9 protein-coding genes and 1 riboswitch are annotated in these 13,892 nt (G+C 32.4%); of the genes, 7 read left to right on the forward strand and 2 right to left on the reverse strand.

All coding sequences use genetic code 11. The annotated features are described in order from the left end of the window. Window positions 1–194: 194 nt before the first annotated feature. Both KJ971_02410 and KJ971_02415 read left to right on the forward strand, forming a co-directional pair. The gene (locus tag KJ971_02410; GenBank protein ID MBU1144697.1) at window positions 195–3,869 is read left to right on the forward strand and encodes a hypothetical protein; all 3,675 of its coding nucleotides are present in this window, start codon (window positions 195–197) and stop codon (window positions 3,867–3,869) included. A gap of 91 nt (window positions 3,870–3,960) precedes the next feature. Beyond that, the gene (locus KJ971_02415; protein ID MBU1144698.1) at window positions 3,961–5,550 is read left to right on the forward strand and encodes a 5'-nucleotidase C-terminal domain-containing protein; all 1,590 of its coding nucleotides are present in this window, start codon (window positions 3,961–3,963) and stop codon (window positions 5,548–5,550) included. A 49-nt stretch (window positions 5,551–5,599) separates the two neighbouring features. Here the strand turns inward: KJ971_02415 and KJ971_02420 are convergent, their stop codons facing one another. After that, a complete protein-coding gene (locus KJ971_02420; GenBank protein MBU1144699.1) occupies window positions 5,600–6,178 on the reverse strand; it encodes a histidine phosphatase family protein in 579 nt (192 codons plus the stop codon). A 73-nt stretch (window positions 6,179–6,251) separates the two neighbouring features. Between KJ971_02420 and KJ971_02425 the strand changes: the two genes are divergently transcribed. From KJ971_02425 to KJ971_02440, 4 genes are all read left to right on the forward strand, one after another. Then, window positions 6,252–7,544 (forward strand): pyrimidine-nucleoside phosphorylase, encoded by a 1,293-nt coding sequence (locus KJ971_02425; protein ID MBU1144700.1) that lies wholly within the window; start codon window positions 6,252–6,254, stop codon window positions 7,542–7,544. A gap of 99 nt (window positions 7,545–7,643) precedes the next feature. Further along, window positions 7,644–7,751: riboswitch (TPP riboswitch) on the forward strand. A 60-nt stretch (window positions 7,752–7,811) separates the two neighbouring features. Next, on the forward strand, window positions 7,812–8,420 hold the full coding sequence (locus KJ971_02430) for an energy-coupled thiamine transporter ThiT (GenBank protein MBU1144701.1): 609 nt from the start codon (window positions 7,812–7,814) through the stop codon (window positions 8,418–8,420). A gap of 111 nt (window positions 8,421–8,531) precedes the next feature. Then, window positions 8,532–10,490 carry a molecular chaperone HtpG gene (htpG, locus tag KJ971_02435; protein MBU1144702.1) on the forward strand — a complete coding sequence of 653 codons (1,959 nt, stop codon included), beginning with the start codon at window positions 8,532–8,534 and terminating at the stop codon, window positions 10,488–10,490. Next, window positions 10,465–10,917, forward strand: coding sequence for a hypothetical protein (locus KJ971_02440; protein ID MBU1144703.1), 453 nt, complete (start codon window positions 10,465–10,467; stop codon window positions 10,915–10,917). Before htpG ends, KJ971_02440 begins: the two co-directional genes overlap by 26 nt. Window positions 10,918–10,927: 10 nt before the next feature. On the opposite strand, the gene recU is transcribed toward KJ971_02440, so the two are convergent. After that, complete coding sequence (gene recU / locus KJ971_02445; GenBank protein ID MBU1144704.1) at window positions 10,928–11,515, reverse strand: Holliday junction resolvase RecU; 588 nt, start codon at window positions 11,513–11,515, stop codon at window positions 10,928–10,930. Window positions 11,516–11,705: 190 nt separating this feature from the next. On the opposite strand from recU, the gene KJ971_02450 reads away from it, so the two are divergent. After that, the gene (locus KJ971_02450) at window positions 11,706–13,400 is read left to right on the forward strand and encodes a ribonuclease J (GenBank protein ID MBU1144705.1); all 1,695 of its coding nucleotides are present in this window, start codon (window positions 11,706–11,708) and stop codon (window positions 13,398–13,400) included. Window positions 13,401–13,892: the final 492 nt, after the last annotated feature.

The following is a 13,892-nucleotide window of genomic DNA, read 5'->3' on the forward strand; positions in this document are numbered from 1 at the left end:
AATACAAAAATGAGTAAACAAAGAACTCTTAATTATGAGATGAATTGTTTCTGATTTTTTTATATAAAAGTATTAATGTAAATTCTACCAATAATATATTCAAAAAAAACGTATAAATTATGAAGTCTACTCGATTGTAATCTACAAAAAATAAGGTATAATTAAAGTGAGACATTTTTAAGGGGGGGATTATTTTGGATTTAGGGTTTTTAACATCCATCAATTTGTTGTTATATATCATCTTAGGACTTGGAATATTAATGGGATTATTAAGAGGAATGAAAAAAACACTTTTTGCATTTGTTACCATGCTAATTTTTTACATTGTCTTTTTTCTAACCATTAATCAAGCATCCTTATTTCTTTGGAAATTGAATATGCCTTGGCTTGGAGGAATCCTTTCAAACATTGATTCTTCTTTATCTACTTTTACTTCCTTTGAAGCAAGCATAGGACAAATCGTTCAATTCATTTTAGGAGAAACGGTTGACGTGTCAGCCAACGCTGAATTACTCGTTTTAGCGAGTGGAATAGGGTTGTTTGCCGTTAAAATTATCTACTCTATCTTATATTTCACTGTTATTTTATTAATCTATAAACTTATTTGTTTCATCCTTTCATCTATTATCCTTGGGAAGGCCCAAAAAGGCGAATCTAAAAATAGAGGATTTGGAGCGTTATTTGGTGCTTTAAATGGAGTTATGGCCGTATTTGTAACTTTAATAATGCTTGGTGGAATCATGAGCGTTGCGGAAAGTGTCACAACCTTGATTGCATCAACTGAATCAACTACGCCACTTGCATTCCAAACAAGAGACGAAATCCTTCAATTAGATTATTCTGTTATTCCTCTAGCTGATGTTCCATCTTCCGATGATTTAAATCTCATCATCGAAGATTTACAAGCAATGGTCACAGAATACAATAATAATTTTTTAGTCAAACTAGCAGATTCGATTACGGTTACTTCCGCAAGTACTGGAGAAGAAATTGCGCTTCACCTTAATTTGTTTGATAGTATTTTATCTTTTGAATATAACGATGAAGTTATTGCATTTCGCTATGAATTAGCAGTTTATGCAGAAGTACTTGGTATCTTTTTAGAATCAGATTACTTTGACACTCAAGTATTGTCAGATATCACAGGTGATGAAATTAGAGATGCGTTTGCATCCCTTTCTAAATCAAATTTAATTATTTCAGTTTTGCCTTTGGCCATTGAAGTTGGGGCCGATATGTATGATCAAGAATTACCAATCACCACTCTTGAATTATATGCAATCGATTTTGAAGCAGAACTTGCAAATCTTGGAGTCATTGCAGGAACTTTATTTGATATTCTAAATGGAGCCGGAATTATAGCCGGTGATGGCGGAGTAGAAGATATCGTAGTAGGTGGAGATATGGTTCGAGGTTTATTTGGAGACTTTTCGGATTCATCTTTAATGGTGTTACTAACTTCAAGTGTACTCGTTCCAATGCTCGAAGATTCAGACTCTGGCATTTCAGCCATTATTTCTGTTCCTGCTGATTTAGATTGGGAATCGGAATTTATTGCCATTGGAGAAGTATTAGGAGCTGTTCTTGACGCGGATGTTTCAATCGCTGATTTACAAGAAGTAAATATGACTATATTTTTAAATGCAGCAGCTTCCATTGATTTAACCGTACTAATGAATTCGGTTTTAATTACAAATGCTTTGGTCAATATTTTGTCAGGCAATACCGACATTGAAGGCCTGGATATACTTATTATACCAAGTGGTGTAGAGTGGTACGATACATTAGACGCTTTTGGTAATGTAATTGAAAATGGCGAATTAAGAAATGTCTTAATTGCTTTAAATGCCTTAGCAACTGTAGCCGGAGATGTTGATTTTGAAAACTTCGGATTAAATACTATTTCAGAAATGGACGATGATACGATTGATGATTTATTTAACTCAAGAGTATTTGTCGCAACGATTTCTGACATGCTTTTATCTCAAGATTTAGGAGATACTCCACTAATTATTCCAGATACTGTTTTTGATATAGAAGGTTATTTATTAAAAGAAGAACTAAAAGCTCTTTCAAAAAGTATTATTTTGATATTATCTGACTCGGAAACTGAAACAGGTTTTGATGTTGCAAAAGCATTAACACTTTCTTCTTTAGAACTTGATACGTTCCTAGATTCAGAAATCATTAGCGCAACCATTGGAAAAATGGTTGTGGATATTGACTCCGATCAATTAATCGTTCCAAGTGAAATTATCGTCTCTATTTTAGTAAATGAGATTAGTCAAGATGTCGTTTCAGCCACAGAAATCAAAAACTTTATTTTAGGACTTCATGTAATGGGAATTACAAATTTTGATACAATTGATTTAGAAGATACAAGCGCACTAATGAATAATATTGAAGAGATTATTCCTTCGAAAATCATTCACGCTACTATTTCAAATCAAATTTTAGGAATTAGTTCTTCCATCATTACGATTCCTTATGAAGATGAACTTGGAACACCGATTTCTTATGATGTTTTTGAAACTACATATATTACCTCGGATGAATTAACTGCATTTATGAATGCTCTTGATTTAATCGGGATTACAAATCCAACCGAATTTTCAAACGTTTTCTCATTAACCGATTTAATACTAGAAACAGATCAAGATACACTACTTACTTCTGCAATCATGCAAGCAACCATTTCCAAAACACTATTTGATTTAGGAGATGAAGTTTTACTAATACCTCAAACAAAAGATGATGCAATCAGTTTGTTAAGAGTGGAATCAGGCCCTCTTGGATTTGAAACAGAATTTGTTGTTAAGTCTGAAATTAAAGCGCTAATTAATGCGCTCATAGCAATGGAATATTCCGATTTAAGTTCTTTTGGGACTTCCATTGATTCTGCTAAATTCTTTGAAGAATCAGACACGATATTATTATCTTCATCCATGCAAGCTACTTTATCTTATAAAATGTTAAACGATACTTCAGGAAACTTAGTAGTTCCTGATGAGGATGTTTTATCGAATACGATTCGCATTCCTTTAGTGGATGTTGAATATATCACAATAGATGAACTAGGGAAAATCATCGATGCACTCGACTTACTTGGATTAAATGATTTAACCACATTCACGATTTCTCCTACATTACTTTTCACAATGGATTTTAATGATTTACTAGATTCTTCGACAATGCAAGCAACCGTTTCAAAATATCTTTTAGATAATGCATTAGACGAAACAGCGCCAGTAGGGTCTACTTCTTTACTAGTTCCAACCATCTTAAGAGAAACTATTAATGTGGATTTAGTCGCAACAGAACAAATAGAAAAAACTGAATCAATTAAACTGTTAGATGGTTTAAAAGTTTTAGATATTGAAAATTTTACGGATGATGTCGATTCCTCATTAATTACGACCTTGACACACGCTGAATTAATTACATTATTATCTAGCGGTTCTATGCATTCGACCATTGATAATATGCTTCGTGGAAACACAAATATTAATACATTCATTCCTGCACTTGCAGAAACATCTTTATACGGAATACCAGTTATTACTTTGTCAGATGAAATTATTGCCTTTATTGAAGCTGCCAATATATTAACAGGACCTGGAGCGGACTTTATGACCGTTGAGGTTGATTATTTAACCATTGCAGGACTTAGTGAAACAGATCGAAACATCGTGTTAAATTCTATGATTGTAAGAAATATCACAACCGATCAATTAGAAGCTGTTATGTTAGCGGACCCAGACCCTTATTGGCCAGCGGACGCTGATTACGAAGATCCTTTGGATCCAGCAGGAACCTTCTTAACCGCAGCCGGTATTACCAATGTATTAACCCACTGGGGATTGATTTAATTATTCAATAAAAAGAAAGAGGTTTCATTTCTCTTTCTTTTTTTATCTTTATTGTTTATAATAGAAGGGCACAAAGAAACGAGGACTTTCTATGAAAAAAATACTATCCTTTTTTATAATTATTTTGACAACTTTTCTATTGGTTGGTTGTGCTTTCTTTTCATCTTCCACGACGACCTCTTCAAGCGCTTCAACCACCACTACAACGACCACTTCAACTGTCTTTAGTTCTACGGATACATCTATTCTTGGGACAGAGACAATTGATCTTTACTCCATAAATGATTATCATGGAGGAGCTTACTCGGATTTATCTGATTTTTATGAGATGAGTGAATTTTTATATAATCAAAAAGCGACAAATGAAGCAGTAATTATGGCAACGGGTGATATGTTTCAAGGAACCGCTTTATCTAATTATTATTATGGGTTACCTTTCGTTAAAGCTTTTAATTATATTGGCCTTGATGCATTCACCATTGGAAATCATGAATTTGATTGGGGAATCGATATCATTAAAAATTACGCCGATTCAGATTTAGAAAATGGCGAAGCAGATTATCCTTTTTTAGCCGCAAATATTGTGTATAAAGATACACAAGAAATGCTTCCTTGGACAACGCCTTACAAAGTCGTTACAGTTAAGGGTGTAAAAGTTGGAATCATTGGGATCATTGGAGATGTCATAGGCTCCATATCGGCTTCTAAAGTTTCAAATATCGAATTTTTAGATCAAGCGGATACCGTGTACCAATACGCTGAAATATTAAGAACAACAGAAGATTGTGATATCGTAGTTGCTTCCATTCATGACTATAATTCTTCTATGAACGAAGAAATTGCTGGATTCACAGGAGTTCATTTAGTAGACGCTATTTTTAATGGACATACTCATACAGATGTTGCTTCTTTTATATCAAGAACAGGTGTTCGTATGCCTTACGCTCAAGTAAGCAGTAAATACTTTTCCTTAATTGCTAAAATTTCACTTGTATATGATTTTCAATCCGAATCAGTGATAAGCGCAGAAAGTTACATCATTGGCACAAGTGTTTTAGGCGATGAAAACGCTTATGTTAATCAATTAATTAATGTGTTTGCTGATGACGAAGATTACGTAGACTATGTTACAGAAGTCCTTGCTATTGCGGATGATTCCATCGACACAGAATCAAAGAACGATTTGGCTAATTGGGCCGCAACCGTAATTAAAGACTACTTAGAACTTGATTTTGGAGTGCTAAATTATTCAGGAGTAAGAAAACAAATTTATCCAGGGGAAATTACTATGGGTGATTTAGTGGAAGTAATGCCTTTTGATAATTACATCAAAACAGTTTACTTAACAGGAGAAACCATTTTAGACTTGATGAATGATGATTATCTTGCTTTTAATTATCATCCGGATACTTTTTTAGTAGCTTCTCAACTTTACAAAGTCGGAGTGGTTGATTTCGTATTTGACATGGTAGATGACTATGGTAATCCTTCCTTTGATTTTGCTTATGGAGAAAACATTGTCACCACAACCGTATTAATTCGCAATTTATTAGCAGAGGATCTTAGAAATACCACAGGAGATTTTGATCCAATCAATGGGACAAGTTATGATACCTTAAATCCTGTAACGTTTTCTTTTCGTTCTTCGTTTTATTTAGATATTTTAAAATCCATTCTGTAAAAAAAGAAGACCCTAAACAGTGAACTTGCGCTTGTTTAGGGTCTTTTATTTATTCAACTAAAGGGTTGATATTGAATTGATTCACTTTAAACATTTTGTTTTTATAGGATAAGTAATTGATACTACAATTTGATAAGAAAGAAGTGTAAGTAAATTCTTTAACTAAATGTACCAAAATAGATTTAATGACATGAGAGTGAGTGACGATAAGAAGTCTCTTATTTGGATACTGTTCACAAATATCCTTTAAAGCCGCAAACACTCGTTTTTCTAATTCTGGATTTTGTTCCATATGAGGAATCGTACCTCTTTTAATTAAATCCGAATAATCTTCATCAATTTTTTGGCCATCATAATCTCCAAAATTTCGTTCAATTAAATTTTGGTGGACTATAATAGGTTTTTTCAAGTCCATCTCTTGGATAATTAATCTTGCGGTATTAAAGGCTCGTTTAAGAGGAGACGAAATGACTAAATCAAATTTCTCCTGATTTTTCTTAAAATATTTTCCTGTTTTGATTGCTTGAGACTCACCGAATTCGTTTAAAGGATTATCCATTCTTCCTTGAACAACATAATTACGGTTTGCATCGGTTTCACCGTGTCTTACTAAGATTATTTCATTCATTAAAATCACCAAAAACAATTATACTACAAAAACTGAAAATATGATATAATTTGTTTGATGAGGTGGAACAATTATGAGAATGGTAGACATTATCGAAAAGAAAAGAGAAGGGATTGCTTTAACAGAAACTGAAATTGAATTTGTGATTTCAGGATATGTAAAAGGGGATATACCCGACTATCAAGTTAGTGCATGGCTTATGGCCATTTATTTTAAAGGAATGACAGACGAAGAATCAAGTTTTTTAACAAAGGCTATGTTATATAGTGGCGACATTATTGATTTAAGCAAAATAGAAGGCGTAAAAGTAGATAAACATTCAACAGGTGGAGTAGGCGATAAAACGACGTTAATTTTAGGGCCTTTGGTTGCTTCCGTTGGAGCGAAAGTCGCAAAACTATCTGGAAGAGGACTAGGTCATACTGGTGGAACTCTTGACAAACTTGAATCCATTGATGGATTATCCATTGATTTATCAGAAGAAAAATTTATCTCTCAAGTAAATAAAATTGGTATTGCTGTTGCAGGTCAAACCGGAGAAATCGTACCTGCCGATAAATTACTATATGCTTTAAGAGACGTAACAGGAACCGTTCCATCCATTCCTTTAATTGCATCAAGTATCATGAGCAAGAAACTTGCAAGCGGGGCAGATGTTATCTGTTTAGATGTAAAAATTGGCGATGGAGCCTTTATGAAAACGTTAGAACATGCAAGAGAACTATCCAAAATTATGGTAAACATAGGAGCGTCCTTTGGGAAAAAAGTAGTTGCTTTTATTACGGGAATGGATCAACCCTTAGGCTTTGCAGTTGGAAACCGACTTGAAGTAAAAGAAGCAATTGATACACTTTCAGGAAACGGACCCAAAGATTTAGAAACTCTTTGTATCGAAATCGGGTCTAGAATGATTTATTTAGCAGGAAAAGCAGATTCTCTTGAAAAGGCAAAACAAATCGCAAAAGCAAATCTTCATAATGGAATTGCCTTAAAGAAATTTAATGAATTCATTTTATCTCAAGGAGGAAACATATCCAATCTTGATGATTTTGTGAAAGTTAAAGAAATCTATCCATTCATCGCCGTAAAAGAAGGATATATTTCTCAAATAAAAGCATTAAATATTGGTTTGGCTTCTATGAAACTAGGTGGAGGAAGAGCTACGAAAGAAGATATTATTGATCCAATGGTTGGAATAGTATTATCAAAAAAAGTAGGAGATTATGTCAAAAAAGGTGATACATTAGCACAAATTTACGCCAATACCACTGTGACAAAGGAAATACTTGATTCGTTACTTGAAGCATTTGTTATTGTTAAAGAAGTTGTAAAAAAACCAGAAATTATCTTAGAAATCATTGGATAATTTTAAACTGAAAATGAAAAAAAGTTTTTATCTATTTATCAAGGTAAAAACTTTTTAAATTGTTTAAAATATAAAAATAATATGATATAATATAAACGTAATAAAAATAAGGGGAGCTTAGAGAACTAGGCTGAGAGTATAACTAATCTGTTATAGACCTTACCTGATCTGGATAATGCCAGCGTAGGAGTATCTTTCCTTTAATATCAGGCAACCACTTATTTTTTGGTTGTTTTTTTTACCTAAAAATTTAAAGGAGAAACGAAAATGAAAAAGAAAAATCAGATTCAAATTATTGCCGAAATTGGTGTGTTAACTTCTATTGCTTTGGTATTAGATTTGCTCGCAAATCTATGGGGACCTCTTCTTGGTTTTGTCAATGGAGGAAGTGTATCGATTGCGATGCTGCCTATTTTTGTTATTGCCTTTCGAAGAGGTATTCTTCCAGGACTAGAAGCTGGATTAATTCTTGGAGTGTTGCAAATTGCGTTAGGGAAATTTTACTACTTAAATTTCTTTCAATTTATGTTAGATTACATCCTCGCTTTTACACTTGTAGGATTTGCAGGTCTTTTTAGAAAGGGATCTTTTAAACCAAGTCATTTAGTCTATGGGATGCTTTTAGGTAGTTTTTTACGATTAGTGTCAGCGTATTTTGCAGGAGCACTCTATTGGTCTGCCTATATTCTAGAAGGAATTCAAGGAGTAGATAGTACCCTTCACAGTAATTTTGCTTCATGGCTTTTAACGCCAGAATCTATCACTTGGGTTGGGTCATTTATTTATAATGCAGCCTATTTAATTCCTTCTGCTTTGCTTTGTATTTTATTTGGATTGATCTTACAAAAACGAGGAATTTTAACGGTCAATCATTAACAAAATTATTACAGCGAAGAGAGCAGTTTTTTTCAATTCTTAGCACTCAATACTTGACAGTGCTAATGGATGTGGTATAATAGAAAAGAACAATACATAGGAGGTAAACACATGAAAGAAAAATTAGAATTTAAAACCGAGTCCAAACGGTTACTTGATTTAATGATTCACTCCATTTATACAAACAAAGAAATCTTTTTAAGAGAACTCATCTCAAATGCATCTGATGCAATCGATAAGTATCACTTATCAAGTTTGACGGATGATACACTTGAAAAAACCAATGAGTATGAAATTCATCTTGAGATTGATAAAAAGCATCGCAAAATTATTATAACTGATGATGGAATTGGCATGACCTATGAAGAATTAGTTAATAATCTAGGAACGATAGCCAAAAGTGGTACACTTGATTTCTTGCAAAAAATGAAAGGTAAAGACGTACAAGAAGCAGACTTAATTGGTCAATTTGGAGTTGGCTTTTATTCAGCTTTTATGATTTCAAAGAAAGTCCAAGTTATCTCAAAATCCGCTTATAGTGAAAAAGCTTATAAATGGGTTTCTGAAGGTGAAGATAGTTTTACCATTGAAGAGACAGAAAAAGTAGATAGAGGAACAGAAATTACTTTAAGCATCCGAAAAAACGAAAACGAAGAAAGTTATGATGAATTTTTAGAAGAATACAAAATTCGAAGTTTGGTTAAAAAATATTCTGATTACGTAAAATATCCTATTACCATCGATGTTGAGTCTAATAAGCCAAAACTTGATGAAGAAGGAAATGAAATAGAAGGCGAATTTACTACCCTTTTTGAAAGCGAAACATTAAATTCAATGGTGCCCATCTGGAATAAAAACAAATCAGAAGTTACCGATGAAGAATTACATACTTTTTACAAATCACAATATTTTGACTATACAGATCCCTTATATACCATCTGGACGAATGTAGAAGGCGCATTAACTTACAAATCCTTACTATTTATACCTTCAAAAGCACCTACAAACCTTTATTCTGATAAGTATGAAAAAGGATTACAATTATACGCAAAAGGCGTATTTGTCATGGATAAATGTAAAGAATTAGTTCCAGACTATTTAAGATTTATAAAAGGACTAGTTGTCAGTGCAGATTTGTCCTTAAATATTTCAAGAGAAATATTACAACACAATCGTCAACTATTAAAAATAGCTTCCAATTTAGAAAAGAAAATCTTAAATGAACTTGAAAAATCTCTAAAAAACGAAAAAGAAAAATACATCCAATTTTTTGAAGAATTTGGCGTAAACTTAAAATACGGAGTCTACGATAATTTCGGAGAAAAAAAGGAGTTAATCAAAGACTTATTACTGTTTAAAACAACGAACAAAGAAGAATGGGTAACCCTTAAAGAATACGTAGAAGCAATGCCCAAAGAACAAGACTCCATTTACTATGGATCTGCCTCGTCAAAAGACGCTATTCTTATCTCTCCTCAAATGGATTTAATCAAATCCAAAGGATATGATGTTTTAGTATTAACCGATGAAGTTGATGAATTCATGATAAATATTTTACATGAATATGAGAAGCATTCTTTTAAATCCATTAATCAAGGAGACTTGAATATTGTAGATGACAAAGAAAAAGAATCCATCAAAACACTTGAAACCGAAAATAAAGATCTTTTAGAAAAATTAAAAGAGATTCTGAAAGGCGAAGTAACAGATGTCAAATTATCTACAAGATTGACCGATTCTCCTGTTTGTTTAGTCAGTGGAGAAGGGCTTTCCTTTGAAATGGAAAAAGTCATTAATCAAATGCCAGGAGATAAAACGCTAAAAGCTGAAAAAATCTTAGAAATCAATCCAAAACACGAACTATTCAAAGCAATTGAATCAGTCTTTGAAAATGATGAAGCCGAATTGTCAGATTTTGCTTGGATTTTATACAATCAAGCTTTACTCATTGAAGGATTACCGATTAAAGATCCCGTTTCTTTCTCCAATAAAATGGTTCAATTAATGATCAAATCGACAGCGAAGAAAGTTAGTGGTGGTCAAAATGACCAAAATCCTAAAAACGATTAACCAAGAATTACTTTGGATAAAAAAACAATATAAAACTACAATGATTGTAAAAAAGCATTCTATTGGAGAAGAATTAAGATACACGTTACGTCTTGAAAAGAAAAACCTTCAAATGGTGCTTAAGTTTATCTATTATGTTGAACAAGACTCTTTAGCTTGTTTTTATGATTTTCTTTATCAAAAAACAAAAAAAGAAATGTATCACGAATCTTTTAGTTTGTCAGATGAAAAAACGCAAGAGTTATTGCCTGGAATACTAAAAGAGGATCAAGAAAAACTAAAAGAACTAGTTAAGTATCAATTAAAAGATGGCATTATAAAAAGTGCAGTCAATCCTTATGTTCAAGCAGATGGATACGTTGAAATTCTCAAAAGAAATCTTGTTTCGATGATTGAGTATGCCCATAATATTAAAAAGAAGATGTAAAGCCTTGGGCTTACATCTTCTTTTTTCCAGAAAAATAGATTGTATCAAGAACCTTTAAATAATCCAAGCGTTTCACATAAGCTTCTTTAATCTCATGGCCATTTTCAACTACTTCATCAAGTGTTATGGATTTTCTTCCTGTATCTTTTCGATTGTAAAATAAGCTGACATATTTAGAATCAAGCAAATAGGTTTTTCCAAGTTTTGAAAAATGGATGATTACAAAACCAATTCCTCCATGTCTTACTACATTATCTAAGTGAGCTACTTGATGTAAATGAATATTCTTAAGTGGAAATGAAGTTTTATTCATTGTTTCTTTTGCCTCAAAATCGATGTATCTTCCTTTATAGATTCCATTGTAATCCGTCGTAGAAGGAATTTTATAATAAGCTTCAGAAATTTTTGCGGCGCTTCGTCTTTCGTAATCAACCTTCACTACCTGAATGGGAATAGGTTTCTTATAAATATATGCGATATCGTTTTCAATATAATACTCATTTGTTTGATTAATTGCAGCTTCTAAATCCATTCCTCTGTTTGAAGTAGATGTTACTGAAGTAGAAGTCATTGATTTTTTAATTGGATAATTAATCATAGTTATCACCTACATCTATTTTATCATATTTTAATTTAATATAAGAAAGAAACTCATTGAAAAAATATTATTTAAATGAAACATTGACTCAAATGGTAATTTAGGGTAAAAGGATTTCCAAAACAGGAGAAGTAATGTATAATATGAGGGAATAGAAAATTCCATTATTTACTTGGAAAGGAGATTTACCATGAGTCAAATAAAATTTTATGCATTAGGTGGGCTTGGAGAAAATGGGAAAAACCTCTATTGCGTGGAAATTGATAAAAAAATATTAATTTTAGATGCAGGGCTTAAACATCCTTCCGGTGATTTACTAGGAGTTGATGCGATTGTTCCAGATATTAGCTATTTGGAAACAAGAAAAGACGATATCATTGGGATATTTATTTCTCATGCACACGATAAACACATTGGAGCCATTCCTTTATTATTATCACAAATCAATTCAAAGGTCTATGGAACAAATTTTGCAATAGCGGTAATTAAAGATTTATTAAAAGAAAATAAAATGGAACCAGACCATTTCCAACTAGAAGTTGTAAATAGAGATATTCCACTTGATTTTGCATCCTTTAAAGTCATCTATTATTCTACAACTCACTCCATTCCTGAATCTTCTGGTATGGCTATTTTGACAAAAGATGGTGCGATAGTGTATGCTACTGACTTTACATTCGATCAAAATGTGGGAACTTTTTACGCTACGGATTTTCATAAACTTGCTGCTTTTCAAGAATATGGAGTTTTAGCTCTTTTAACAGAATCATCTGGGGCATTGTCTATCGGACATTCCACTAGCAATGCAAATCTAACCCATATCATCCGTAACACCTTTCAAAAAGCGACACATAGAATCATTGTTGGAATGTATTCAACGGAATTATCAAACATTCAAAAAGTGATTGATGAAGCCATTCGCTTAAATAAAAAGATTTCGATTATTGGTAGAAGAGCTCAAAGATTAGTTGATATCGGAGAATCGATGGGTTACATCCAAATTCCTGAAGATAAGTTAATTAATTTAAAATTCATCGATGAATCAAATAAAAACGAATTTGACGATGTTGTATTTTTAGTGACAGGCGAACGACATGAGCCTTTTTATATGTTACAAAGAATGGCAAAAGGCTATGACAGACTCATTCATTTAAAAGAAGATGACACCATCTTAATGATGTGTCCTCCGATTGTTGGAACAGAAAAAATAGCCGCAAAAACTTATGATGTTCTTTATCGACTTGGAACGAACCTAATAAAAGTCGATAAAAAGAATCTTTCAGCTTTTCATGCAGCATCTGAGGATTTAAAGTTACTATATAGTTTGTTAAAACCAAAATATCTTATTCCAATTAATGGAGAATATCGCTATCAACTTGCACAATATAACTTGGCATTAGAATATGGATTTGATGAAGAGCATGTTATTTTAGTAGATAACGGAGAAGTGATTACTTTTGATGATGGATGTTTAAATTTAAAGCATGACACGGTAATGAATGGATCTGTAATGGTAGATGGCAATTTTGAAAGTGATGTCAACGATACCGTTTTAAAGGAAAGAGAATTGCTTTCTCAAGATGGATTCTTACTTATCATTGCAAACATTGATGCAAGAGAAAGAATAATGCTAAATAGTCCTGAAATTGTAAGTAGAGGCTTTATGTACATGAAAGACAATGAAGAAGTAATCAATCAAATTGAGCTTATCTATCAAAATATAACAAACAAACAATTCAATCAAAAATACATTGATTGGAAAGTCTATAAAGAAGCCATTCGTTTTGAAGTGTCAAAATACTTGTATAAAGAAACCAAACGAAAACCAATAGTTATACCTGTTATTATTGATACTCAAAGCGATAAAGTTTGTAAAGTATTATAAAAAAGACGAACCACGTGGAGTCGGTCTCATTGCTTACTCTAAAATGACCTTACTTTCCTGCTGACGACCTATTCTCGTTTTTGATGATAAACAATATAGGTTAAGAAAACATGCCGTCGGACCCAATTTCAGGGATTCCGATGGCTGTTTTTTTGATTATGAGTCTTTATCTAATTATACTGGAACATTGTTATAGAATGATTAAACGGTGTTTCAAGAACTCATCCTCTAACTTTGAAATTTTCTCATTGTTATCTTTGATAACGAGAGTGTTTTCCAAGTATTTAGAATTAAATAGTTCTTCAGAAATCGTTTGATGTTTAATTCTTGGATTGGTATAGAAATTGAACTGAGGGTAATTTCATCATATGCATACGAATTGTTTTCGAAAGAAGAAACGAGGTTATCTAGAGAATGTACGGACATTGCGATATGAAGTTAAAAAGTATTGATTTTGTGACGAAATATGTTTCTTCGGAACAATTTACCATA

This window comes from Bacillota bacterium, from assembly GCA_018818595.1.
Lineage (GTDB): Bacteria > Bacillota_I > Bacilli_A > Izemoplasmatales > Hujiaoplasmataceae > JAHIRM01.

Bases quoted from the DNA above. Each gene is read 5' to 3' on its own strand.
- htpG (MBU1144702.1), top strand. From the start codon at position 8,532: ATGAAAGAAAAATTAGAATTTAAAACCGAGTCCAAACGGTTACTTGAT.
- KJ971_02450 (MBU1144705.1), top strand. From the start codon at position 11,706: ATGAGTCAAATAAAATTTTATGCATTAGGTGGGCTTGGAGAAAATGGG.
- KJ971_02420 (MBU1144699.1), bottom strand. From the start codon at position 6,178: ATGAATGAAATAATCTTAGTAAGACACGGTGAAACCGATGCAAACCGT.
- KJ971_02415 (MBU1144698.1), top strand. From the start codon at position 3,961: ATGAAAAAAATACTATCCTTTTTTATAATTATTTTGACAACTTTTCTA.
- KJ971_02440 (MBU1144703.1), top strand. From the start codon at position 10,465: ATGACCAAAATCCTAAAAACGATTAACCAAGAATTACTTTGGATAAAA.
- recU (MBU1144704.1), bottom strand. From the start codon at position 11,515: ATGATTAATTATCCAATTAAAAAATCAATGACTTCTACTTCAGTAACA.
- KJ971_02430 (MBU1144701.1), top strand. From the start codon at position 7,812: ATGAAAAAGAAAAATCAGATTCAAATTATTGCCGAAATTGGTGTGTTA.
- KJ971_02425 (MBU1144700.1), top strand. From the start codon at position 6,252: ATGAGAATGGTAGACATTATCGAAAAGAAAAGAGAAGGGATTGCTTTA.